The sequence below is a fragment of the Streptomyces sp. BF23-19 genome (assembly GCF_041106355.1).
Taxonomy (GTDB): Bacteria; Actinomycetota; Actinomycetes; order Streptomycetales; family Streptomycetaceae; genus Streptomyces; species Streptomyces virginiae_A.
On record NZ_JBGBPT010000001.1, the window covers coordinates 217,787 to 241,141 of the forward strand.

The following is a 23,355-nucleotide window of genomic DNA, read 5'->3' on the forward strand; positions in this document are numbered from 1 at the left end:
GACCGGCCTTCCTCACGCGGCCCTCGACCGGCGGGCCACGAGCTTGCCCAGTTCCCATACGAGCAGGAGTACGACGGCGGCCAGCAGCGCCCAGCCGAACTGCCGCGCGTCGATCTCGGTAGTCCCGAGGACCCGCTGGAAGCCGTCCAACTGGGTCACCAGCACGGCGAGCACGAACTGGGCCAGCGCGACCCAGTTCATCTGCTTGCTGTCGAACGTGGACGTCGTCAGTACGGAGTTCGTCTCGCTGCGGCATTCGAACGCCGCCACGATCAGGCAGAGGGAGAAGGCCGTGAACGCGATGGACCGGCCGATCTCGACATCGTCGAAGTGGCTCGCGCCGAGCGTGATCAGCCCGAGCAGGAGGACGGTGATCGCCAACCCGCCGAGTCCGACCGTGACGAGCACGGCCCGCGTGAGCACCGACTCCCCGCGCGGACGCGGCCGGCGCCGCATGAGGCCTGCGCTCTCCCGATCGAAGCCGAGCGCGAAGCCGAAGGAGGCGTTGACGACGAAGTGGATCCACAGCACCTGCGGCGGGGTGAAGGGCTCACCGGCGGCGATGTTGAAGACGGTGGCCCCGAGGAACGTCAGCACGAAGGTGACCAGCAGGAGTAGCACGAACCGGATGTACTTGGTGAGGTTGTCGTAGATCGTCCGGCCCTGCTCGACGGCGTAGACGATGGTGGCGAAGTTGTCGTCGGACAGGATCATGCGTCCGGCGTTCTTGGCCACGTCCGTGCCGCTGCCCATGGCGATGCCGATGTCGGCGGCCTTGATGGCGGGAGCGTCGTTGACGCCGTCCCCCGTCATCGCCACGACCTCGCCCTTCTTCTTCAGCGTGTTCGCGAGCAGCACCTTGTGCTCCGGGGCGACCCGCCCCACCACACCGATCCCCTCGATGCGGGCGAGCTGCTCCTCCTCGCTCATGGCGGCGAAGTCGGAGCCGAGGACGGCCTCGCCGGGGATCCCGATCTGCCGGGCGATCGCCGCCCCGGTGGTGACGTCGTCCCCGGTCACCAGACGGACCCGGATGTGCGCGGCCTGCGCGTCGGCCACCGCGGCCTTGGCCTCCTCGCGGGGCGGATCGACCATGCCGACGAGACTGGTCATCCGCAGCTCGGTGACGTGGGCGAGCAGGTCGCCGTCCGGATCGAACACGCCCGGGTCCAGGTCACGCATGGCCGCGGCCATCACCCGCCGTCCCTCGCCGCCCATCCGCTCGCTCTGCTCCTCGGCCCGGCGGAGCAGACCGGCGTCCCACGGGACGGTCTCGCCCGCCGCGAGCGCGGTGGTGGCCCGCGCCATCACCGCGGGGGCCGCACCCTTGACGAAGCAACGCACGACCTGCCGCCCGGAGGCGTCGGTCGCCGAGTGGAAGGTGGCCATCAGCTTGTACTCGGGGTCGAACGGCAGGGTGGCGAGCCGGGGGAGGGCGTCCCGGGTGGCGTCGGTGTCCAGACCGGCCTTGTGCGCGAGCACCAGCAGCGCCCCCTCGGTGGGATCGCCCACCACCGCGCCGCCCACCAGCTTGGCGTCGCTGGCGACCACGTAGGGCAGGATCGCGTCCTCGATGCCCGCGGCGGACCCGGCGGCGTGGTGGACCTTCCCTTCGAGTCCGTAACCCGTGCCCGAGACGGTGTACCGGTCGGTGGGGCTCAGCACCTCGACGGCGGTCATCTGGTTCATCGTCAGGGTGCCGGTCTTGTCCGAGTTGATCGCCGAGGTGAACGCCAGCGTCTCCACCGACGGCAGTTCCTTGACGATGGCGTTCCGCTTCGCCAGGTTCAGGCTCCCGACGGACAGGATCGCCTGGGTCACGGTCGGCAGGGCTTCGGGGATGGCCGCGATGGCCAGCGAGACCGCGCTGACGAACAGGACGTCCCAGGCCTGGTCCCGCTGGCGTCCCAGGGCGAACATCACGATCATGGTGAGGCCCGCCGCCGCCGTGATCCACAGGGTCAGCCGGTCGAGCTCCTTGGTGAGCGGCGGCACTTCCTTCTCGGTGGCCGACAGCATTCCGGAGATCTTGCCGAGTTCGGTGTCCGCCCCGGTCGCGGTGACGATCATGAGGCCGCTGCCGTGGGTGACCGGGGTGTTCATGAACGCCGTGTTGGTCCGGTCACCGGGCGACAGTCCGCTGCCGCGCAGCGCGCCGGTCTCCTTCGCGGCGGGAACGCTCTCACCGGTCAGCGCCGACTCGTCGATCTGCAGGGCGCTGGCCTCGATGAGTCGTCCGTCCGCCGGTACCTGGTCCCCGGCGGAGATGAGCACGACATCGCCGTCGACGAGCAGTTCGGCGGGGATCTCGGCCTCCCTGCCGTCCCTGCGCACCCGCGCCGTCGCCTTCATCATCGACTTCAGCGCGTTCATGGCGCTCTCGGCCTTGCCCTCCTGGCGCAGGCCCACGACCGCGTTCAGCAGCGTCAGCGCGATCAGCAGGATCGCGGTGGTCCACTCCTGGATGACCAGCGAGACGATCGCCGCGGCCACCAGCACGATCTGCATGTAACTGCGGTACTGGGCGAGGAACCGGTGCCAGGCCGGGGTCCGTTGCTCCTCGGGCAGCGCGTTCGGGCCGTGCGCGGCCAGGAGTTCGGCCGCCCGCGCCGCCGACAGACCGACCGCGGGATCGACGTCGAACGCCGCCACGACCTCCTCGGGGGAGCGCGCGTACCAGCCGTCCCCGGCGGGCGGGGGCTGCTGCGCCACGGAATCCGACCGCACCGTCATGGTTGTGCCTCCGATCCGCGGCCGGCCCGGACGCGTCCGGGCCGGCCGCGCGCCCTCCCAGGGACGCTAGCCACGCTTCTTCTTCGACTTGCCCTGCCGGGCGGCGTACGGATCGGCCGGGGCGCCGGCCGGGGCCTCCCGTTCCAGAGTCCGCTTCGTGACGAGGAGATCCTTGCGAGCCTCCTCGCCCACGTCCGGGTACTGCGGATCGATCTCCATCAGGGTGTGCGCGAGGATCGCCGCCGCGCAGATCCGCGCGAACCACTTCCGGTCCGCCGGCACGACGTACCACGGCGCCCACTTCGTGCTCGTCGCCGACAGCATCTCGGAGAACGCGTGCTGGTACTCGTCCCACCGACGCCGCTCCCGGACGTCGGCGGCGGAGAACTTCCAGTTCTTCTCCGGCAGGTCGATCCGCTTCAGGAAGCGGGTGCGCTGCTCCTCCTTGGACAGGTTCAGGAAGATCTTCACCACCTTGAACCCGTTGTCCGTGAGGTAGTGCTCCCAGCGGTTGATCTCCCGGTAGCGCCGGTCCCAGATGTCCGGACGGAGCACCTGCTCCGGCAGCTTCTGCCGGAGCAGGACTTCGGGGTGGACCCGTACGACGAGGACCTCCTCGTAGTGCGAGCGGTTGAAGATCGCGATCTCGCCGCGCGCCGGCAGCCGCCGGGCGTAGCGCCACAGGTAGTCGTGGTCGAGTTCCTCGGAGGAGGGCACCTTGAAGCTGCTGACCCGCACGCCCTGGGGATTGACCCCGCTCATCACATGGCGGATCGTCCCGTCCTTGCCTCCGGCGTCGAGTGCCTGGAGGGCGAGCACCACGCCGTACGTGTCCTGGGCGGCCAGTCGCTCCTGGTACTCGGCGAGCAGCGACACCCCGGTCCGCAGCAGTTCGGTCCCTTCCCGCTTCTTCATGCCGGCCTTGTAGCGGGGGTCGAAGTCCCGAGCCAGGTGCACCTTCGATCCTGGTGGCACCCGGAGGGGCTCGATGAAGTCCGCGATGCGCTCGGCCCTCTTGTCGGACATCAGCGCGCGCCCCTTCCCCGGCCCTGGGCGGTCACGGCCCGTCCCTCACCGGGTCCGGGGTGCTCCCGGCGGCGAGCGCCTTCCGGGACCGGCGCTCGGCCAGGATCGGGACGTACTTCCTGATCTTGGCCTGCCGGAACGAGTCGTACGCGGCCGCCACCGCCGCCTCGACGGTGGCCGCGTCGACCGAGGGGTAGGCCGCCCTCAGGCGCGCCACGGTGGTCCGGACGGCCGCGAGTTCCTCCGGGGTGGGTGACCACTCGTCCGGTGGCTCGTGCGGTGTCCGCGCCCCCGGATCTTCGCGGGCAGGGGCGGTCTCGGTCCGTTCCGCGTCCTGGAGTGTTGCCGGTGCCATTTCCCACGACCTTCGGACCGCCGATCCGCACATGCCGACATCGGGTGAGGACGTCCTTCATGGCGATTCTCTGCCAAACGGGACAAGATCGCCCACCGTGCAGACGGATGCGGCTCGATCCGGACGGATCGGTCACGGCACTAGCAGGCGCCGGGTCCCTTGTAGGCCGCATCGCACTCCGCGAGGCCGCCGCGGGCGACCTCCGTGCACAAGGTGGCTTCGACCTTGCCCAGGAGGCGGGTCAGTTCGGCGCGTTCGGCGGCGTCCAGACCGTCCAGGGTCTGGCGTTCCAGCTCACCCCACGCCTTGCGGACCTCGACCAGGAGCTCACGGCTGGCGTCCGTCGCCTCGACCAGGGAGGCCCGCCGGTCCGCGGGGTCCGGGCGGCGCCGCACGTGGCCGGACTGCTCCAGGCGCTGAAGCATCTTGGTCACCGTCGAGGGGTCGAGCCCGACCGCCTTGATCAGCTCGGACTGGCGCACGGCCCCGCAGTCCCAGAGGTGCATCATCAGGAACTCCTGCCCCGGGTGCAGCCCCAGGTTCCGCAGGGCCCGGCCCGCCGTGATCCGGTGGAGTCGGGCGACCCGGCTGATCGCATGACTCACCGGCCCGTCCAGCACCGCACTCGGCGCCGCCGCGCACTGCGTGACGGAGCGCGGCTCCCGTACGGATTCCGCGGTCATGGAAGGGCTCCTCCTGGTCGGTCCTGCATGTCTGCGAAGTGGATTCTACCTTCCACCCACATTTTAACTTGGTCGGCCAAGTAATGGGGTACGCTGCATCTCGCAGCTAATCATTGGCCGACCAACTATCTTGTGAGGTAGAAATGACCACCGCCTTCGAACCGGTCCACGTCGCCGGCACCACCCTCTCCAACCGGATCGCCCTCGCCCCGATGACCCGCAGCCGCGCAGGTCAGGGCGGCATCGCCACCGGCCTCGTCGCCGAGTACTACACCCAGCGCGCATCCGCCGGCCTGATCATCAGCGAGGGGATCCAGCCCTCCGTCGTCGGACAGGGCTACCCCTTCACCCCCGGCCTGCACAGCGCCGAGCAGGTCGCCGCCTGGCGCGAGGTCACCGACTCCGTGCACGCGGCGGGCGGCCGGATCTTCGCCCAGCTGATGCACTCCGGCCGTATCGGCCACCCGAGCCTGCTGCCCGCCGGACTCGTCCCCGTGGCCCCGTCTGCGGTGGCCGCCCAGGGGCAGCTCTTCACCGGCGACGGCATGAAGGACTTCGTCACCCCGCACGAGCTGACCGGAGCCGAGGTACGGCAGACCATCGCCGACTACGCGCAGGCCGCCCGCAACGCGATCGAGGCCGGTTTCGACGGCGTGGAGCTGCACGGGGCCAACGGATACCTGATCCACCAGTTCCTGGCCCCCGGCTCGAACCTGCGCACCGACGAGTGGGGCGGCCCCACGGAGAACCGGATCCGCTTCGCGGTCGAGGTGGTCAAGGCGGTGGCCGCCGCGATCGGCGCCGAGCGCACCGCGCTGCGCGTCTCGCCCGGCAACACGTACAACGACATCTCCGAGCCCGACCCGCAGCCCGTCTACGAAGCCCTGGTCAAGGAGATCGACGGACTCGGCCTGGCCTACCTCCACGTCCTGGAGCACGGCCCGCAGGCACGGGAGACCACCCTCGCCCTGCGCAAGCAGTTCTCCGGACCGTTCGTACTGAACCCGGCGACCGAGGGCCCCACCGACCACCGCGCCCTCCCCCTGATCGAGGACGGCGTCGCCGACCTCCTCGCCTTCGGGGCGCTCTTCCTGGCCAACCCGGACCTGCCCGAGCGCCTGCGCACCGAAGGCCCGTACAACACCCCTGACCCCACCACCTTCTTCGGTGGCGACGCCCGCGGCTACACGGACTACCCGACGCGCTAGAGGTGTTCAGGGGTGTCTCGCCGATCGGCCCGGCGGGCTCCGGCAGTATGACCCCGTGGATTCCATAACCCTCTGCCGCGACAGCGCCGCCGCCCCCGGCCTCCGACGGACCCGGCCGGTGGCCGCCGCGGCCGCGGTGGTGACCGTGGGCGCGGGGCTGGGACTGCGGGCCGTCGCGACGGGGAGCACGGCGAAGTACGGGGGAGACGCCCTGTACACCGTCCTGTTGCTGACCCTGGTCGTCCTGCTCGCGCCCCGGCTGACGCCCCTGCGGGCGGCCGGGACCGCGCTGGCCGCCAGTTGGGCCGTCGAATTCCTCCAGTTGACCGCCGTACCCGCGGAGCTCTCCCGGCACAGCACCGTGGCCCGGCTGATCCTCGGTTCCACCTTCAACGCACCCGACCTGTTCTGGTACGTGGTCGGCGCGGCGGCGGGCTTCCTCCTCCACACCGCGCTCGCACCGGCCGATCGCTGGCACCTCGCCCCCGCCGGCGGGCCCCAGCAGGAGGTCGGACATGCCCCAGGACGACGATGAGCCGGTCTTCAAGCGGAGCAAGTGGGGGACGAACCGCTACTACTACAACCCCGCCAACCCGATCGGGTCGGCGCTGATCGTCATCACCCTGGTCTTCGTCGCGACGATGATGATCCTGATGACCAACCGGGTGGGGCCGTTCGCGCCCGACCCCGCGCCTACGGGATGGAACCCACCGACCGTCGCCCCCACGGCGCCCTGAACCGGCGGGCACCACCGCGTCCCGGCGCGCCGGTCAGGGGGACCGGCGCGCGGTGTTCAGCCGGGCGGCCTGGCGCGTCAGGTGATCGCGCTCGGCGAGGTTCGGCGCCTTCAGGGCGGCCTCCGCGTACAGCCGGGCCGCCGTCACCACGTCGCCGTCGCGTTCGTGGAGGTACGCGGCCACCGCGGTGTGGCGGGGCAGCGCCTCGTCCAGCGCCGCGAGCGCCGCCAGCCCGGCGCGCGGCCCGTCGGCCTCACCGACGGCCACCGCGCGGTTGAGCCGCACGACCGGGCTGTCGGTCAGGAGCGCGAGCTCGTCGTACCACTCGACGATCTGCACCCAGTCCGTCTGCTCGGCGGTGGGCGCGTCCGCGTGGAGCGCCGCGACGGCGGCCTGCGCCTGGAACTCGCCCAGCCGGTCGCGGGCGAGGGCGGCCTGCAGGATCCGCACGCCCTCGGCGATCGCCGTGGTGTCCCACTTGCCCCGGTCCTGCTCGGCGAGCGGCACCAGGCTGCCGTCGGGCGCGGTCCGGGAGCCGCGCCGGGCATGGTGGATCAGCATGAGGGCGAGCAGCCCGGCCACCTCGGGGTGGTCGACGCGGGCCGCGAGCTGCCGGGTGAGTCGGATGGCCTCGGCGGCGAGGTCGACATCGCCGGAGTAGCCCTCGTTGAAGACCAGGTAGAGGACGCGCAGCACGGTGGCGACATCACCGGGACGGTCGAACCGTACGTCGGAGACGGTGCGCTTGGCCCGGCTGATGCGCTGTGCCATGGTCGCCTCCGGCACCAGGTAGGCCTGGGCGATCTGGCGGGTGGTGAGCCCGCCGACGGCGCGCAGCGTGAGCGCCACCGCGGACGACGGCGTCAGCGACGGGTGGGCGCACAGGAAGTACAGCTGGAGCGTGTCGTCCACGGCGGGCGCCGCTCCGGGCGGCGGTTCCTCGTCCACCAGGTCCTCACGCCGGCGGCGGGCGCTGTCCGCCCGGGTCGCGTCGAGGAACCGGCGCCAGGCCACGGTGACCAGCCAGCCCTTCGGGTCCCGCGGCGGGTCGGCGGGCCAGGTGCGGACCGCCTCGACCAGCGCTTCCTGGACGGCGTCCTCGGCCGCCGCGAAGTCTGCTCCGCGGCGGACGAGGATCCCGAGCACGCCCGGCGTGAGGCTCCTGAGCAGGGCCTCGTCCATCGGTGAGGTCACTCCGTGGTGCTCGGGTGCGCGGCCAGGAACGGACGCAGTTCGAGCCACTCGTGGATCGGCTTCCCGCCCGCCCCGGGGGCCGCCGACAGCTCTCCGGCCAGTTCGACGGCGCGCTCGTAGCTGTCGACGTCGATCACCATCCAGCCGGCGATCAGGTCCTTGGTCTCCGCGAACGGGCCGTCGGTGACCGGCGGGCGCCCTTCGCCGTCGTAGCGGACGAAGGTCCCCTCGGGGGCGAGTGCCTGACCGTCGACGAACTCACCGGTCCCTTCGAGGCGTGCCGCGAAGTCGTTCATGTACTGGATGTGCGCCGAGATCTCCTCGGGCGTCCACCGGTCCATGGGTACGTCGTTGACGGCTGCCGGGGCGCCGCGGTAGTGCTTGAGCAGCAGGTACTTGGCCATGACGCTTCTCCTCGGTGCTGGTGCGACCCATTGTGGTCGCCTTCACCCCTGGGACGGAGCCGGCCACGGGTTCTCGACATCCCCGTCCGAAGTTTTTCGCTCCAGGTCGATCCGGACCCCGTGCAGCGGCGCATCGTGTGGTGGAGGGCCGACGTGGATTCCGCCGAATGCACGCGGAATCAGCCCATCCGGATTTCGGCCTCGCGAGCGGTTCCGCGGCGCTTTCCGGACGCCCGCCGAGGTCGGAGGGCCACCGGCGGCGCAGGGGTGGAACGGGCGGAGCGCCCGCCTCAGGCCACGCGCCCCCGCACGCCTCCCGCCGTGACGTTCCCTCGCGGTGGTAGCTGGGCAGCCGCTTCATGCTGATCGATCGTCTCGTGAGGGGAAGCCCGATGACCAAGGTCCTGGTGCTGCACAGCGTGTGCCTCGTGAGGTCGGCCCTGGCCGCGCTGCTGAGATCGGAAGGCGAATTCGACGTCACCTCCGCCGGCTGGCGGGCCGCCGCGCGCCAGGCCGAGTTCTTACGACCCGACGTGGTGGTCGTGGACCTCGACTGTCCGGGGGTCTCGGCCGCCCTCCACGCGGACGCGGGCGCCGCCCGCCTGTTGCCCCACTCGCCCACGCCCACCCCGCTGCTGGTGCTCGCCCGGGCCGACCTGCCCGGCTCACTGCGGCGCGCCTTCCGGACCCAGGCGCTCGGCTACGTGGACAAGGACGGCTCGCCCGCCCGGCTGGTCCGGGCCATCGTCAAGGTCGCGGCGGGGGAACGCTTCATCGACGCCACGCTCGCCTCGGCCTTCATGGAAGCCGACCCCATGCCGCTCAGCCCGCGCGAGCTGAGCGTGCTGGCCCGCGCCGCCGAGGGCGACTCGATCGCGGAGATCGCCCGCGCCCTGCACCTCGCCAGCGGAACCGTACGCAACTACATGGCCGCCGTGACCCGGAAGACCGGCGCCCGCAACCGGATCGACGCCATCCGGATATCCCGGCGAGCCGGCTGGGTCTGAGCCGCCGGCCCGAGAGCCCCCGGACCCTTCCTCACCCTTGCGCGTTCCACAGACCCACCAGATCCCGGTACAGGGGCGACCTGGCCGGGAGCTCCGCATGCGTGCCGCACACCGCCCAGGTCCCGTCGAGTACGAGGACCCGGTCGGCCCTGACGGCGGAGGAGATCCGGTGGGCGACCACCACCAGGGTGCCGGGGCGCTCCGCGAGCGCCCGCTCGGCACGCTCCTCGCTCCGCGGGTCGAGGTGGCAGGTGGCCTCGTCCAGCAACAGCAAGGGGGCGGGGGAGAGATAGGCGGCGGCGAGGGCCAGGTGCTGCCGCTCGCCCGGGGTGAGCCGGCCCGGGTCGACGGCGGCGTCCGGTCCGCCGAGCCGGGCCACGAGCGCGTCCGCGCCGAGGACCGCCGTGGCCCGCTCCACCTCGCCCCGGGACACCGGGCCGGGGCACAGGTGGGTCAGGTTCTCGTGGACCGTACCCGTGAAGACGTACGCCTGCTGCGGCAGCAGCGTCCGGCGGACGTCGGGGCCGTACCCGGGGGCGGCGCGCCCCGGGGCGCCGCACGCGGGGGCGCCCGCCACCCGTACGGTTCCCCGGCCGGGCGGCAGCAGACCGGCGATCAGCGCGGTCAGGGTGGACTTGCCGATGCCGCTCGGCCCCACCACGGCCAGGTGCTCGCCCGGCCGGACCACCAGGTCGAGGTCGTCGATCACCGGATGCGCGCGGGGACCGTAGGCGAACCGGACCCGCTGCAATTCGACGGCGGGAGCGGCGGGAGCGGGCGGTGCGGCCGGTGCGGGCGGTGCGGGTACCGGTCCCGGGTCCGCCGCCACGGGTTCGGAGTTCGCCCGCGGCGCCGGTTCCGCATCGCAGAACCGGTCCAGTACCACCAGCAACCGGGTGCCCGCCGCGCCCACCGCCGTCATCAGCGCGTCCAGGGCGGGCAGCAGCGACTGCACGAGGTAGGTGAGCGCCCCGGCCACCGCCCCCGCGCTCACCCCGCGCCCGAGCAGCCAGGGCGTTCCGGCCAGCAGTACGACGACCGGCAACCGGCCCGCGACGCCCAGGGCCAGCGTGCGCAGGGCGGTCCACCGGGCGAGCCGCCCGGTCAGCCGCTCCTGCTCGGCGATCAGCAGCTCGATCCCGGCCCCGGCGCTCGCCCCGCCCCCGCACGCGACCACATCGCGCAACCCCGCCGCCAGTTCGCCCGTGCGCGCGGACAGCGCCTCGTCGGCGTCGAGCGCCGCGCGCTGCACGCGCGCCATCGGGCGCAGCGTGGCGAGGAAGGCGGCCGTCCCCAGGAGCAGCGCGGGCAGTACGAGGACCAGCAGGACGGGAGCCAGCGCGGCCAGTCCGAGCAGCGCGCCCAGGGCGGTGAAGACGAACGACCGGGCGATCAGCACCAGTCCGGCGAAGGAGTCCCGGGCCATCTCGGTCTGCTGGGTCAGCCGGGAGACCGCACCCGAGTCACCGGCCCGCGACTCCCTCGCCGGATCGGCGACGGCCCGCCCGATCGCCTGGCGCACGGAGCGCCGTACGAGGCCGTCGCGCAGCGGTTCGACCAGGTCCGCGAGCCCGCCGAACACCCCGCGCAGGGCGAGGGCGCCGAGCAGCGCGCCCACCCCGGCCACGGCCAACCAGCCGATGCCGGTACCCGTACGGCCGGCGAGGAAGCCGTCGTCGAGGGCGCGGGCCACCGCGTACCCCCCGAGGAAGGTGTGCGCGGACTCCAGCAGGGACCAGAGCGCGAGCCGGCGCAGGGTCCGGGTCCGGCCGCGCAGGAAGCGGCGGCCCTCACGGGACACCCGGCGCCACGTGCCGTACTCGCTCATCGCACCGCCTCCCGGCCCGGCGGCTCCGCGGCCGGCTCCGATTCCGTTTCCGGCTGGGTCCCTTCGCCGAACACCGCCCGGTAGTCGGGGTCCCGCCACAGCTCCGTGTGCGCACCGGTCGCCCGCACCCGCCCCGCGTCGAGCCATACGACGAGGTCGGCGCGGGCGGCCGAGGAGACGCGGTGGGCGACGACCAGGCGGGTTCCCGGCCGGACCTCGCGGGCCAGCGCCCGCTCCACCTCGCGGGCGGTGAGGGTGTCCAGGCTCGACGTCGCGTCGTCCAGGACGAGCAGCCGCCCCGCACGGCAGAACGCCCGTGCCAGGCCGAGACGTTGCAACTCCCCGCCGGACAGCGGCGCGTCCTGGAGCGCCGTGTCGTACCCCTCGGGCAGCCGGCGCACGAAGGCGTCGGCCCCGGCCGCCCGCGCGGCGGCGCGCACGGCCCCCGGGTCCGGGCCCGACTGCGGGCACGGTTCCGGGCCGCCGCCGAAGGCGATGGCGTCCGCGACGCTCCCCCCGAAGAGGGCCGGTCGTTCGAAGGCGTGGCCGACCTCGCGGCGCAACTCCTCGGCGGACAGCTCGTCCAGCGGCACGCCGTCGAGCAGGACCCGGCCCGCGTCGCACGCGGTGAGCCGCCCCGCCACAGCGGCCAGGGTCGTCTTGCCGGAGCCCGATCGGCCGACCACCACGGCGGTCGCCCCGCCGGGGATCCGCAGGTACACGTCGTGCAGCAGTACGGTGCCCGCGCGGACGACCCGTACCCCGCGCAGCTCCAGCGTGCCCGGCCCCGAGGTGGGCAATCGGCGCTCTCCCTGAGGGAGTTCGGGCAGCTCGAAGAGGGCCGCGGTGCGGCGGGCGGCGGCCCGGCCGCGCACCACGGCCGCCAGCCGCCCCGTCACGGCGCCGACCCCGGCCGCGAGGCCCGCGTAGCGGACGGCGGCGAGGAGCCCGCCGACGCCGAGGGCACCCTCTGAGAGGCGGACCCCGCCCACGCCGAGGACCACGTAGAGCAGCAGGGGCATGAGGGCGCCGGTACGCGCCACGGTCGCGCCGTAGATCCGCCACGTCCGCCGCCCCTCGGCGCCGAGCTCCGGCAACCGGGCCAGGACGCGCGCCTGTTCGCGCTCGGCGGTGCCGGCGGCGGCGATGGTACGGGCGCCCCCGAGGGCCTCCACGAGCCGGCCGGCCAGGTCCAGCTGCACCTCCTGGTAGCGGCTGACGCTGGCGCCCGAGTCGCGGGCGAACGCCCTCAACAGCAGGGCGAGCAAGGGGATTCCGGCGAGGAAGGCCAGCGCGGTCCACACGTCGACCAGGACCAGCGCGGCGAGCCCGCCGAGCGGGGGGAGCAGGGCCACGGACGCGGTCACGACGGCCGCCGGAACGGCCCCGGCGGTGGTGGCCTGCGCGGTCAGTCGGGCGGAGAGTTCGCCGGGGGAGTGGCGGACGGCACGGTGCGGCGCGGTGCGCAGCAGCCGCCCGAGCCCGAGCCGGCGCAGCCAGGCGGTGGAGCGGGCGTCGACACCACCGGTCAGCCGGGCCGTCGCCGCGTCGAGCAGCACCTCGGCGGAGATCACCACCGCGCACCAGGCGGTCCACCGGGCGCCCGCGGGATCCTGCCGCAGCAGCAGGTCGAGGGTGTGGCCGAGGCCCCCCGGTCCGGCCAGGGCGGCGCCGGCGCCGCCCCCCCCCGTCAGCTGGGCGGTCGCGTCGGCGACGTCCCGCGCCACCACGGTGAGATGGTGCGTGAGGGGTGTGCGGCGGGCGAGGGTGTCCGCCACCGCGGCCGGCGAGGGCCGGTCCTCGGCGATGGTGTCCGCGAGCTCCCGGGCGTAGCGGGCCAGTCCGTCCCGGTCTCGGGCGCTGAGGGTCAGTACGTGCGGTCCGTGGTCCGAGTCGGCGGGCGCTGCCGGTTCGGCCGGCGGCGTGGTGCACTCCTCCACCACCAGGTGGACGCCGGTACCGCCGAAGCCGAAGGCGCTCACCCCCGCCCGGCGTGGCCCGGCGCGGTCGGGCCACGGTGTCGGGGTGGTCGCCACGGTCAGCCGAGCGGCGTCGAGCGCGGAGCGATCGGCAAGGTCGCACTCCGGCTGCGGGGGTATCACGCCCCGCTGCACGGCCAGGACCGACTTGATGAGCCCGGCGATCCCCGCGGAGTTCAGCGAGTGACCGACCACCGCCTTCACGGCACCGAGGTAGGCGGGTTCGGGGCGTTCTCCGCGCAGTTCGCGCAGGACACCGAGCTCGACGGGGTCCCCAACCGTGGTCCCGGTGCCGTGCGCCTCCAGATAGCCCACCGCGTCCGGGGCGAGGCCCGCGTCCCGGTAGGCCCGGCGCAGTGTGCGGAGCTGACCGGCCGCCTGAGGGTGCATACCGCCCTGCACGGTCCCGTCGTTGGCCGTTCCCACGCCGCGGATCACCGCGTAGACCCGGTCGCCCGCCGCCAGGGCGTCGGTCAGGGGCCGCAGCACCAGGACTCCCGCGCCCTCGCCCAGGACGAAGCCGTCGGCCTTCGCGCCGAAGGGCAGGCAGCGGCCGCTGCGCGAGATGGCGCCGATCCGGCACAGCCCGACCAGCAGGTCGGGGGTGAGTACGAGTTGCGCGCCGCCCGCGAGGGCGATGCGGGAGCGGCCGGCGCGCAGTGCGTGCACGGCGTTGGCCACGGCCATGAGACCGCCCGAGCAGGCCGAGTCCAGGGCGTAACTCTCGCCGTGCAGGTCGAAGACGGAGCTGATGGTGTTGGGCCCCATGTTGAGCAGGAGGCCGGCCACGGAGGTGCCGTTGAGCCCGTGGACGGCCCGGACCGCGTCCGGCAGGCGGGGGTGGGCGAGCCGGGCCCCGAACTCGCCACCGGCTATTTGGCGCATCCGGATCTGCAGGGTGCTGAGTTCGCGGTAGCCGCCCTCGGTGAGCGCGGTGATCACCGAGGTCTCCTCGCGGTCGAAGCCGTCGGCCTCCCACCCCGCGTCCTGGATGGCCTCGCGGGCGAGGTCGATCAGCAGCCGGGCCTGCGGGTCCATCGCCCGGGCCCGCCGCGGGGGGATGCCGTAGTGGGCCGCGTCGAAGTGGCCCACGTCCGGCAACAGCGCCATGGTGTCCGTGTACGCCGACGAGGTGTCACGGAGGTTGTCGCCGAGGAAGGCCGCGGTGCGCCAGCGCGAGTCCGGGATCGCCCCGAACTGGGCCTGCGGGGCGGTCAGGAGCCGCCAGTACTGGTTGACATTGCGCGCTCCCGGGAATCGGCACGCCATCCCCACGACGGCGATGTCCTCTCGCCGTGGCCTGGGGTCCTCCATATGGTCCATCCCTGTCCTGTCACCCGTGTCCGCCGCCGGCCGCGAGTCGCTCGCGCCACCATGCGACGGTCTCCTTGACCTGCTCGTCGACGGGGGTGGACCGTACCGCGAACGCCGCCTCGTAGGCGCTCGAATTTACGACGAACGGACGGTCGAACTGGTAGCGGATCTCCTTCAGTTCGCGGATCAGCGGGGAGAACAGCGCGGCCACGCCGACCACCGTGGACGGAAGCCCGCGCACGGCGACCGGGCCTGTTCCCGCCTGGGCGCAGAGTCGCCCGACCATCTCCCGTACGGACAGCGCCGGCTGGGTCGGTACGTGCCAGGCGCGTCCCCAGGCTCGCTCCTGGTCCGCGACCTCGACCAGCGTCCGGGCGACATCGGGGAGGTAGGTCCAGCTGTGCGGGGCGTCCGGGTCCCCCAGTGTGGTGACGGGCTTGCCGCGCAGCAGCGGTGGCACGACCCGTGCGGCCAGGTGCCCGCCGTCGGTGACGCCGGGTCCGAAGAAGTCCGAGGCGCGCACCTCGACGGCCCTGATCCGGCCCTGCTCGTGCAGTTCGCGCGCCTGCTCCCAGACCGCGGCGCGGACCCGTCCCTTGGTGCCGGTGGCCGCGAGCGGCAACTCCTCGGTCATGGGGCCGTCCACCGGGCCGTAGCCGTAGAGGTTGCCCAGCATGACCAGTACGGCCCCGGTCTCCTCGGCCGTGGCGCAGAGCGAGGAGGCCAGCGGCGGCCAGTCGCCGGCCCAGTGGTGGTAGGGCGGTGCCGCGCAGCTGTGGATCGCCGCCGCGCCCCGCGCGACGTCGATCAGCCCCTCGGTGTCCGTCGCGTCCAGCGCGACGTGTTCGATCCCGGGTTCCGGGCTTCGGCCCGATCTGGTGACGACCCTTACGGTACGGCCCTGTTCGGCGAGGAGCCGGGCGGTTGCGGAGCCGGCGGGACCAAAACCTATGACGACATGAAAGCTCACGTGCGCACACTAGCGCGGGCGACCGGCGCACCCTTCCCCGGAGGAACGTCTCCCGGCCAGCGCGGAGGCGCGGGGCGCCGGACACTGGGGAGATGAGCGGCAACCCCACCGATGGCCGGTTCGGCGCCCCCGTCAACGGGCCCGCCGTCTCCCGCGAGGAGTTCGACGCCCTGTTCGCGTCGGTCCGTACGTGGGGCCGGTGGGCGGCGGCCGACCGCGGGGCCTGGAACCGGGTGACGGCGGAACACGCGCGCAGGGCCACCGCCGCGGTCCGGGAGGGAACGGTCGTCCCGTTGGCACGCCCCTGGGACACCCGCCCCGGCCCGGACAACGCCAAGCCCGCCCTGCACTACATGTCCGACCTCGGCGACGTGCAGGCTCCGGAACCGTCCGTCTACAAGGACTTCCTCGGCGCGGACTACCACGGCAAGGGCGTGACGCATCTCGACGCGCTGTCACACGTCGCCTACCGGGGGCGACTGTACGACGGGCGCGCGGCGCGCGAGTCGGTCGACGCGGCGGGGGCCCGCTTCGGCGCGGTGTCGGCGCTCGGCGCCCTGGTCACGCGGGGCGTCCTGGTCGACCTGCCCGCCGCCCTCGGGGTCGAATGGCTCGAACCGGGTCGTGCGGTGCACGCGCGGGACCTCCTCGCCGCGGAGGAGGCGCTGGGGGTGACGGTCGGGGACGGCGACGCGGTGCTGCTGCGCTCCGGGGCCCTGCGCCGGCGCCGGGAGCTCGGCCCGTGGAATCCCGACGAGGCGAGCGCGGGCTGGCACGTCCACGCCGTGCCGCTGCTGGCCGAGCGCGCCGTCGCGCTGCTGGGCGGCGACGGGGACAGCGATGTACGGCCTTCGCCGGTCGAAGGGCTGCACTCCCCCGTCCACACGCTCGCCGTGACGGCGATGGGGGTGCCCCTGCTGGACAACCTGGATCTCGAACACATCTCGGCCGCGTGCGCCGCGGCGGGCCGTTACGCGTTCCTGCTCGTCGTGGCACCGCTGAACGTGCCCGGCGGGACGGGTTCGCCCGTCAATCCGGTCGCGGTCCTGTGACGGCCGGGCCCGCTGATCACTTCGTTCCCACACCTCATTGCCGAAATGTGAGGAATATACTCAAATCTGGTGATCGAGGGCGCACGGTGAGGGAAGTGATGCACATGGGGGTCGTCGGAGACCGCATCGGCCCCGTGCGCTTCCGTGACCGATTCCTGCAGGGCGAGTCGGTCGAGGGGAGCGTGAGAAGTCCGATCCTGAGTTCGTGGCAGCGCAGCCGTCTGCTGGGGCTGTCGCCGGACCAGTCGGAGCTCCCCTTCGAGCAGGACTTCGACCTGGAGGGTCCGCTGCTGCGCGCCGCCGAGCCGGTGCTCGACCGCCTCCAGGCCATTTTCGCGGGCAGCCGGACGAACATCTGCCTCGCCGACGGTCAGGGCATGGTGCTCGCACGACGCTTCGGCGAGAAGTCCATGGTCAGGCAGCTCGCCCCGATCCAGATCCTCCCGGGGTTCGTCTTCGCCGAGCAGTACGCCGGGACGAACGGCATCGGCCTCACCCTCGCGGAACGGCGGCTGTGCCAGGTCTACGGCGCCGAGCACTTCGCCGAGCGGTCCCAGGCGAGCGCCTGCACCGCGATCCCCCTGCGCGACCAGCTCAGCGGGCACATCCAGGGCGTCCTGTGCCTCGGCTACCCCTACACCGAGGCGGACCCGGCGCTCATCCCCGTGGTGCGCAAGGCGGCCGAAGCCATCGAGCGACGGCTGATGGACCAGAGTTCGGCACGCGAGCACGGTCTGCTGCAGGCCTACCTCGATGCCGCCGACCTGGCCCGGAGCGGTGAGCACGGTCTCGACGGGCACTCGGTCTCGATGGCCGACTTCCTCCAGAGCGAGCTGGAGCAGAGCGACCAGGCGACCCTCAAGGAGAAGGCCACGGAGCTGATGTCCGGGGACCGGCGGGCCGCCGCCGAGGTGCCCCTGTCCCGCGGCCGGTGGGTCACCCTGGTCAGCCGCCCCGTGACGAGCGCCGCCGGGGTGGAGGGGGTCGTCGTCGAGGCACTGCTGCCCGAGGACTCGGAGCGGCACGCCCCCGCCCCCACCCACCCGCACGCCCCCGCCGCGGCTCCGCCCGCGTTCCGGCCCCACGTCGCCCCAGGTCCCGCCCCCGGTCCCGCCCCCGCGGGCGTCCGCGCACGCGGCGCACCACCCGCCGACGGACCCACCCAGGGTGGCCGGGTCAGAGGGCTGGTGCTGGTGGGCGAGCCCGAGGTGGGCAAGTACGCCGTCGCGGCCCGCCGGCGCCTGGAGCTGCTCGCCGAGGCCAGCAACCGCATCGGCACCACCCTGGACGTGAGCCGCACCGCCTGGGAGCTCGCCGAGACGGCCGTCCCGAGGTTGGCCGATTTCGTCACCATCGACCTGCCCAAGGGCGTCCTGCTCGGGGAGGAGTCCCCCCATCCCACCACCGAGATGCACCGCACGGTGGTCCACGGCATTCGCGAGGACTGCCCCTTCTATCCGGTCGGCGCGCAGGTCAGCCTGCGTCCCACCACGCCCCACATGCGCTGCATCGCCACCGGGCAGCCGGTGCTCGAACAGGACCTGAAGGCCGCCTTCGGCTGGATCGCCCAGGACCCCCAGCACGCCGAACTGCTGCTGGCGCACAACATCCACTCCCTCATCACCGTCCCGCTGCTCGCCCGTGGCGCCGTCCTCGGCGTCGCGAGCTTCTACCGCTCGCAGAACCCGTCCCCGTACGAGGACGACGACCGCTCGCTGGCCCAGGAACTCGCCGCCCGCGCCTCCCTCTGTATCGACAACGCCCGCCGCTACACCCGCGAACACACCCTCGCCCTCTCGCTGCAGCGCAGCCTGCTCCCCCGCGGGCTCCCCGAGCAGAGCGCCGTCGAGGTCGCCCACCGCTATCTGCCCGCCGAGTCGGGAGTGGGCGGCGACTGGTTCGACGTCATCCCCCTGTCCGGGGCCCGGGTCGCCCTGCTCGTCGGCGATGTCGTCGGCCACGGGCTGCACGCCGCCGCCACGATGGGCCGGCTGCGCACCGCCGCCCGCAACTTCGCCGAGCTGGAGCTGGCCCCCGACGAGCTCCTGACGCACCTGGACAACCTGATGGTGCGCCTCGACCGGGAGGAGGGCGGGGACGGTCCCGACTCCGCCAGCACCGGCATCGTCGGCGCCACCTGCCTGTACGCCATCTACGACCCCACCTCCCAGCAGTGCACGATGGCCCGCGCCGGCCACCCGCCGCCCGCGCTGGTCCGACCCGACGGCGCCGTGTCCCTGCTCGACCTGCCCGCCGGCCCCCCGCTCGGCCTCGGCGGCCTGCCCTTCGAGTCGGTCGAGATCCGGCTCCCCGAGCACAGCCAGCTCGTCCTCTACACCGACGGGCTCATCGAGGACCGCCACCGCGACGTCGACGTGGCCCTCGACGCACTGAACCGGGCACTGGCCCACCCGGACCGGGCCCCCGAGGACACCTGCCAGGCCGTCCTCGACGCCGTGGCACCCGAGCACCCCGATGACGACATCGCGCTCCTCGTCGCCCGCACCAACGCCACCCCCGCGGACCGGATCGCCACCTGGGAGCTCGACGCCGATCCGGCCCTGGTCTCCGAGGTCCGCGCCGCCTCAGTGAGCCAGCTGAACCGGTGGGGGCTGGAGGAATCCGCCTTCGCCACGGAACTGCTGCTCAGCGAGCTGGTCACGAACGCCGTCCGGTACGGGACCGCGCCCATCCGGGTGCGCCTGATCCACGACCGCAACCTGATCTGCGAGGTGCACGACGCCAGCAGCAGCGCCCCGCGCATGCGTCAGTCGGCGACCACCGACGAGGGCGGCCGCGGTCTGTTCCTCGTCGCACAGCTCGCCCAGTCCTGGGGCACCCGCTACACCACCGGCGGCAAGGTCATCTGGGCCGAGTGCAGCCTGGCCGCGGCATGACCCCGCACCCCCGGCCGTTCGGCCATTGGGGTCAGACCGCGCGGTGACATGCCGGGAATGCACCACTACATCCCCGTAGAGTGCCCCGTACCGTCGGGAAGAACTCGGAGGCCGACCCCCGGAGAAGTCTGTGCATGACGCTCCCGACACCTGGGCGAGCCCACCCTCGCACTCCGGTGCCGCACCACTCGTCCGCGTGCGCGGCCTGAGCAAACGGTTCGGCGGCACCCTCGCGCTGGACTCGGTCGACCTCGACATCCACCGCGGCAGCGTTCTCGCCCTGCTCGGCCCCAACGGAGCCGGGAAGTCCACCCTGATCAAGGTGCTGGCCGGGGTCCAACGGGCCGACGCCGGTGAGGTGACGGTGGCCGGCCATCCCCTCGGCAGCCACGCCGCGACCCGGAACATGTCCTTCATCCACCAGGACCTCGGTCTCGTCCCATGGATGACGGTGGCCGAGAACATCGCCCTGGGCACCGGCTACCCCCGCCGCCACGGACTGATCTCCTGGCGACGGACCCGGGAGCGCTGCGACGAGGCCCTGCGGATCGTCGCCGGGCACCTGGACGCCGACGCCCGGATCGCGCGCCTCGGCCCCGCCGAGCGCTCACTCGTCGCCATCGCCCGCGCCCTCGCCACCCGGACCGAACTCATCGTGCTCGACGAGCCGACCGCCACCCTCCCGGCCGCCGACTGCGCGCGGCTCTTCGACGTGCTCCACACCCTGCGCGACCGCGGCCACGGCATCCTCTACGTCAGCCACCGGCTCGACGAGGTCTACCAGGTCGCCGACACCTTCGCCGTGCTGCGGGACGGCCGGCTGGTCGATCGGGGCCCGCTCGCCGGTCACAGCCCGGACCGGCTGGTGCGCGCGATCGTGGGCCACGCACCGGCCGGACGGACACCCGGCACGGCCCCGGCCGCCGGAGCACCCCTGCTGCGCCTCGACCGGGTGCGGACCGTGGCCTCCGGAGAGGTCAGCCTGGACCTGCGCGCCGGAGAGATCCTCGGCATGGTGGGCCTGACCGGCGCCGGCCACATGGAGCTGGGCCGCGCCCTCGTCGGCGCCCGGCCGATCCTCGGCGGGCGGGTACTGCTCGACGGCCTGCCGTACCACCCGCGTACGGTCCACTCCGCGCTCGACTCCGGCGTCGGCTTCGTGGCGGCCAACCGGCAGGAGGAGGGCTGCGCCGCCGACCTGACCGTACGGGAGAACTTCCTGGCGAACCCGCGCGCGGCCGGTACCCCGGCGGCGCACTGGATCAGCCCCCGGCGCGAGCGCGCCGAGGCCACCGCCCTCATCGACCGGTTCTCGGTGCACCCCCGCGACGGCGAGGTGCCGATCGCCACCCTGTCCGGCGGCAACCAGCAGAAGGTCATGGTCGGCCGGTGGCTCCGGGGACGGCTGCGCCTGCTCGTCCTGGAAGAGCCGACCGCCGGGGTGGACGTCGGGGCCAAGGCCACCATCCACCGGCTGCTCGACGACGCCCTGGCCTCGGGCCTGGCGGTCCTGCTCATCTCCACCGATTTCGAAGAGGTCGCGGACGTGTGCCATCGCGCCCTGGTGTTCGTCCGCGGGAGGGTGAGCACCGAGCTGAACGGTGCGGCCCTCACGGTCGCCGAACTCACCCGGACCGCCTCGGCCATGCCCGCGATCACCGGACCCACGACGGACCGATGACCATGCCCCCTTCGCCCCCGTCGCCCCCGTCGCCCTCGTCGCCCTCGTCGCCCGATCCTTCTCCGCGGTCCCTGCGGAACCACCTGCGGGGGCACCACATCGGCACCTACGGCCTGCTGGTCCTGGCCGTCCTGCTCTTCCTGGTCTTCTCCCTCGCCCTGCCGAACACCTTCCCCACCCGCGACAACGTCTCCTCGATCCTGTCCAACCAGTCGATCCCGGCCATCCTGGCCCTCGGCGCGACCATCCCCATCGCCACCGGCAAGTTCGACCTGTCCATGGGCTACGGCCTCGGCCTGGCCCATGTGATGGTGATGCAGCTCATCGTCGACACGGGCTGGCCGTGGCCGCTCGCCTGTCTCACCGTGGTCCTCGGCGGGGCGCTGGTCGGCGTCCTCAACGGCGTCATCGTCGAGTACGTGCGGATCGACTCCTTCATCGCCACGCTCGGCACCGGCAGCATGATGTACGCCGTCACCGGCTGGATCACCGACGGCTCCCGCATCGTCCCCGGCCCGGACGGCCTGCCCACCGCCTTCACCGGCCTCTACGACTCCCGCTTCCTCGGGCTGCCGCTGCCCGCCTACTACGTCCTGGCCCTCGCGGCGGCGCTCTGGGTGGTCCTGGAACGGTTGCCGCTCGGCCGGTGCATGTACGTCATCGGCTCCAGCCGGCGCACCGCCGACATCATCGGCATCCCCGGCCACCGGTACTCCGTCTACGCCTTCGCCGGATCGGGCCTGGTCACCGGCCTCGCCGGGGTCCTCCTCGCCGCCCAGCAGCAGACCGGCAACCCGAGCGTCGGACTGGACTACCTGCTGCCCGCCTTCGTCGGCGCCCTGCTCGGGTCCACCACGATCAAACCCGGCCGCGTCAACGCCCTCGGCACCGTCGTGGCCGTCGCCGTCCTCGCCATCGGGCTCGCCGGCATCGGCCAGCTCGGCGCCGACTTCTGGGCCACCCCGCTGTTCAACGGCGCCACCCTGCTCATCGCCGTCGGCCTGGCCGGCTACTCCGCCCGCCGCCGACTGCGCACCCCCTAGAAAAAATTCGTACGCGCACCGCGTCAGGAGCACCGTGTACCCGAAGGACTCGCACCCCCGCTCGCACCTCAGGACCCCGCTCACGACCGCGGCCCTGCTGACAGCGGCCGCCACCCTCCTCGCCGGCTGCGGGAGCGGCGGCCCCTCCACCGGCGCCGCGCCACCCAAGGCCGGTTGCCCCACCGCCCTCGCGAGCGCCGGGGCGGCCGTCGCGCGGGCCGAGAACTCCGACACCGCCTGGCACGGCCCCACCACCGGCCCCGCCGCGGTCCCCGGCAAGTCGATCGTCTACGTCGCGCAGACCATGACCAACCCCGGTGTCGCGGGCGTCGCGAAGGGCGTCGAGGAGGCCGCGAAGGCCATCGGCTGGCAGGTCCGTGTCATCGACGGGGACGGCACCCCGGCCGGTATCCAGGCGGCGCTCAGCCAGGCCATCACCCTGCGGCCCTCGGGCATCGTCATCGGCGGCTTCGATCCCCAACTGACCTCGCAGCAGATGGCGCGGGCCGAAGCGGCCGACATCCCGGTGATCGGCTGGCACGCGGTGGGCTCCCCCGGCCCGAGCGAGAGACCCAAACTGTTCACCAACGTCACCACCAAGGTGGAGGATGTGGCGAGGATCAGCGCGGACTGGATCATCGCCCGGTCCGCGGGCGACGCCGGGGTCGTCCTCTTCACCGACGACTCGATCCCGTTCGCCAAGAACAAGGCCGAGCTGATCCGCAAGGAGCTCGCCACCTGTTCCGGCGTACGACTGCTGAGCTACGAGAACATCCCCATCCCCGACGCCGCGAGCCGCACCGCGCAGGCGGTCTCCTCGCTGCTCTCCCGCTTCCAGGACGACTGGACGTACTCCGCCGCCATCAACGACCTGTACTTCGCGGACGCGGCGCCGGCCCTGCGGGCGGCGGGCAGGCCGGGCTCCGGGCCGCCGTTCAACATCGGCGCGGGCGACGGCGACCCCTCCGCCTTCCAGCGGATCAACAGCAAGCAGTTCCAGGCCGCCACCGTGCCCGAGCCGTTGAACCAGCAGGGCTGGCAGATCGTCGACGAGTTCAACCGTGCCTTCGCCGGCCGACCGGCCAGCGGCTACGTGGCCCCGGTGCACATCGCCACGGCCGACAACAGCGACGGCGCCACGTCCTGGGACCCGTCCGGATACCGCGAGGGGTACCGCAGGATCTGGGCCGGCTGACGACAGGCGTCACCACCGGCACCGGTCCCGCTCGGTGCGAGGCCGGTGC

General features: G+C 73.1%; 18 protein-coding genes. 9 read left to right on the top strand and 9 right to left on the bottom strand.

All coding sequences use genetic code 11. The features are described from left to right. Positions 1-12 precede the first annotated feature (12 nt). From AB8A24_RS01000 to AB8A24_RS01015, 4 genes are all read right to left on the bottom strand, one after another. Complete coding sequence (locus AB8A24_RS01000) at positions 13-2,733, bottom strand: HAD-IC family P-type ATPase (protein ID WP_328960287.1); 2,721 nt, start codon at positions 2,731-2,733, stop codon at positions 13-15. Positions 2,734-2,799: 66 nt separating this feature from the next. After that, positions 2,800-3,759 carry a polyphosphate kinase 2 family protein gene (locus AB8A24_RS01005; RefSeq protein ID WP_328960286.1) on the bottom strand — a complete coding sequence of 320 codons (960 nt, stop codon included), beginning with the start codon at positions 3,757-3,759 and terminating at the stop codon, positions 2,800-2,802. A gap of 31 nt (positions 3,760-3,790) precedes the next feature. Next, complete coding sequence (locus AB8A24_RS01010; protein ID WP_328960285.1) at positions 3,791-4,114, bottom strand: three-helix bundle dimerization domain-containing protein; 324 nt, start codon at positions 4,112-4,114, stop codon at positions 3,791-3,793. Positions 4,115-4,254: 140 nt separating this feature from the next. Further along, a complete protein-coding gene (locus tag AB8A24_RS01015) occupies positions 4,255-4,797 on the bottom strand; it encodes a MarR family winged helix-turn-helix transcriptional regulator (RefSeq protein ID WP_328960284.1) in 543 nt (180 codons plus the stop codon). A 143-nt stretch (positions 4,798-4,940) separates the two neighbouring features. On the opposite strand from AB8A24_RS01015, the gene AB8A24_RS01020 reads away from it, so the two are divergent. The 3 genes from AB8A24_RS01020 to AB8A24_RS01030 all read left to right on the top strand — a co-directional run bounded on the left by AB8A24_RS01020 (position 4,941) and on the right by AB8A24_RS01030 (position 6,742). Next, entirely contained in the window at positions 4,941-6,005 is a 1,065-nt protein-coding gene (locus AB8A24_RS01020) for an alkene reductase (protein WP_328960283.1), read from the top strand. A 64-nt stretch (positions 6,006-6,069) separates the two neighbouring features. After that, positions 6,070-6,540 (top strand): DUF2809 domain-containing protein, encoded by a 471-nt coding sequence (locus tag AB8A24_RS01025; protein ID WP_369474312.1) that lies wholly within the window; start codon positions 6,070-6,072, stop codon positions 6,538-6,540. Continuing rightward, on the top strand, positions 6,521-6,742 hold the full coding sequence (locus tag AB8A24_RS01030; RefSeq protein WP_369474261.1) for a hypothetical protein: 222 nt from the start codon (positions 6,521-6,523) through the stop codon (positions 6,740-6,742). The genes AB8A24_RS01025 and AB8A24_RS01030 overlap by 20 nt, the downstream gene beginning before the upstream one ends. Before the next feature lie 33 nt (positions 6,743-6,775). Here the strand turns inward: AB8A24_RS01030 and AB8A24_RS01035 are convergent, their stop codons facing one another. Next, positions 6,776-7,924, bottom strand: coding sequence for an RNA polymerase sigma factor (locus tag AB8A24_RS01035; protein WP_369474263.1), 1,149 nt, complete (start codon positions 7,922-7,924; stop codon positions 6,776-6,778). Between the two features lie 8 nt (positions 7,925-7,932). Then, positions 7,933-8,340: a YciI family protein gene (locus tag AB8A24_RS01040; protein WP_030723865.1), complete on the bottom strand. Its 408-nt coding sequence runs from the start codon at positions 8,338-8,340 to the stop codon at positions 7,933-7,935. A 392-nt stretch (positions 8,341-8,732) separates the two neighbouring features. Here AB8A24_RS01040 and AB8A24_RS01045 point away from each other — a divergent pair, with 392 nt between their 5' ends. After that, positions 8,733-9,347 carry a response regulator transcription factor gene (locus AB8A24_RS01045; protein WP_328960280.1) on the top strand — a complete coding sequence of 205 codons (615 nt, stop codon included), beginning with the start codon at positions 8,733-8,735 and terminating at the stop codon, positions 9,345-9,347. A gap of 31 nt (positions 9,348-9,378) precedes the next feature. Here AB8A24_RS01045 and AB8A24_RS01050 read toward each other — a convergent pair whose 3' ends face one another. The 3 genes from AB8A24_RS01050 to AB8A24_RS01060 form a co-directional block, all read right to left on the bottom strand. Continuing rightward, positions 9,379-11,175 (bottom strand): ATP-binding cassette domain-containing protein, encoded by a 1,797-nt coding sequence (locus tag AB8A24_RS01050; RefSeq protein ID WP_369474266.1) that lies wholly within the window; start codon positions 11,173-11,175, stop codon positions 9,379-9,381. Then, positions 11,172-14,423, bottom strand: coding sequence for a beta-ketoacyl synthase N-terminal-like domain-containing protein (locus AB8A24_RS01055; protein ID WP_369474267.1), 3,252 nt, complete (start codon positions 14,421-14,423; stop codon positions 11,172-11,174). Before AB8A24_RS01055 ends, AB8A24_RS01050 begins: the two co-directional genes overlap by 4 nt. A gap of 64 nt (positions 14,424-14,487) precedes the next feature. Further along, on the bottom strand, positions 14,488-15,438 hold the full coding sequence (locus AB8A24_RS01060; RefSeq protein WP_328960203.1) for an NAD-dependent epimerase/dehydratase family protein: 951 nt from the start codon (positions 15,436-15,438) through the stop codon (positions 14,488-14,490). 92 nt (positions 15,439-15,530) lie between these two features. Between AB8A24_RS01060 and AB8A24_RS01065 the strand changes: the two genes are divergently transcribed. From AB8A24_RS01065 to AB8A24_RS01085, 5 genes are all read left to right on the top strand, one after another. Beyond that, positions 15,531-16,490: a cyclase family protein gene (locus AB8A24_RS01065; protein ID WP_369474269.1), complete on the top strand. Its 960-nt coding sequence runs from the start codon at positions 15,531-15,533 to the stop codon at positions 16,488-16,490. Positions 16,491-16,594: 104 nt separating this feature from the next. After that, positions 16,595-19,387 carry a SpoIIE family protein phosphatase gene (locus tag AB8A24_RS01070; protein ID WP_369474270.1) on the top strand — a complete coding sequence of 931 codons (2,793 nt, stop codon included), beginning with the start codon at positions 16,595-16,597 and terminating at the stop codon, positions 19,385-19,387. Positions 19,388-19,517: 130 nt separating this feature from the next. After that, complete coding sequence (locus AB8A24_RS01075) at positions 19,518-21,068, top strand: sugar ABC transporter ATP-binding protein (protein ID WP_369474272.1); 1,551 nt, start codon at positions 19,518-19,520, stop codon at positions 21,066-21,068. Next, positions 21,065-22,111, top strand: a complete 1,047-nt coding sequence (locus tag AB8A24_RS01080; RefSeq protein ID WP_369474273.1) for an ABC transporter permease — start codon at positions 21,065-21,067, stop codon at positions 22,109-22,111. The genes AB8A24_RS01075 and AB8A24_RS01080 overlap by 4 nt, the downstream gene beginning before the upstream one ends. Positions 22,112-22,145: 34 nt before the next feature. Next, positions 22,146-23,306 (top strand): substrate-binding domain-containing protein, encoded by a 1,161-nt coding sequence (locus AB8A24_RS01085; protein WP_328960208.1) that lies wholly within the window; start codon positions 22,146-22,148, stop codon positions 23,304-23,306. Positions 23,307-23,355 lie beyond the last annotated feature (49 nt).

What these genes read in the sequence shown, in the direction of transcription:
- AB8A24_RS01000 (WP_328960287.1), bottom strand. Translation starts at nt 2,733, where the DNA reads ATGACGGTGCGGTCGGATTCCGTGGCGCAGCAGCCCCCGCCCGCCGGG.
- AB8A24_RS01005 (WP_328960286.1), bottom strand. Translation starts at nt 3,759, where the DNA reads ATGTCCGACAAGAGGGCCGAGCGCATCGCGGACTTCATCGAGCCCCTC.
- AB8A24_RS01010 (WP_328960285.1), bottom strand. Translation starts at nt 4,114, where the DNA reads ATGGCACCGGCAACACTCCAGGACGCGGAACGGACCGAGACCGCCCCT.
- AB8A24_RS01015 (WP_328960284.1), bottom strand. Translation starts at nt 4,797, where the DNA reads ATGACCGCGGAATCCGTACGGGAGCCGCGCTCCGTCACGCAGTGCGCG.
- AB8A24_RS01020 (WP_328960283.1), top strand. Translation starts at nt 4,941, where the DNA reads ATGACCACCGCCTTCGAACCGGTCCACGTCGCCGGCACCACCCTCTCC.
- AB8A24_RS01030 (WP_369474261.1), top strand. Translation starts at nt 6,521, where the DNA reads ATGCCCCAGGACGACGATGAGCCGGTCTTCAAGCGGAGCAAGTGGGGG.
- AB8A24_RS01035 (WP_369474263.1), bottom strand. Translation starts at nt 7,924, where the DNA reads ATGGACGAGGCCCTGCTCAGGAGCCTCACGCCGGGCGTGCTCGGGATC.
- AB8A24_RS01040 (WP_030723865.1), bottom strand. Translation starts at nt 8,340, where the DNA reads ATGGCCAAGTACCTGCTGCTCAAGCACTACCGCGGCGCCCCGGCAGCC.
- AB8A24_RS01045 (WP_328960280.1), top strand. Translation starts at nt 8,733, where the DNA reads ATGACCAAGGTCCTGGTGCTGCACAGCGTGTGCCTCGTGAGGTCGGCC.
- AB8A24_RS01050 (WP_369474266.1), bottom strand. Translation starts at nt 11,175, where the DNA reads ATGAGCGAGTACGGCACGTGGCGCCGGGTGTCCCGTGAGGGCCGCCGC.
- AB8A24_RS01055 (WP_369474267.1), bottom strand. Translation starts at nt 14,423, where the DNA reads ATGGCGTGCCGATTCCCGGGAGCGCGCAATGTCAACCAGTACTGGCGG.
- AB8A24_RS01065 (WP_369474269.1), top strand. Translation starts at nt 15,531, where the DNA reads ATGAGCGGCAACCCCACCGATGGCCGGTTCGGCGCCCCCGTCAACGGG.
- AB8A24_RS01070 (WP_369474270.1), top strand. Translation starts at nt 16,595, where the DNA reads ATGGGGGTCGTCGGAGACCGCATCGGCCCCGTGCGCTTCCGTGACCGA.
- AB8A24_RS01080 (WP_369474273.1), top strand. Translation starts at nt 21,065, where the DNA reads ATGACCATGCCCCCTTCGCCCCCGTCGCCCCCGTCGCCCTCGTCGCCC.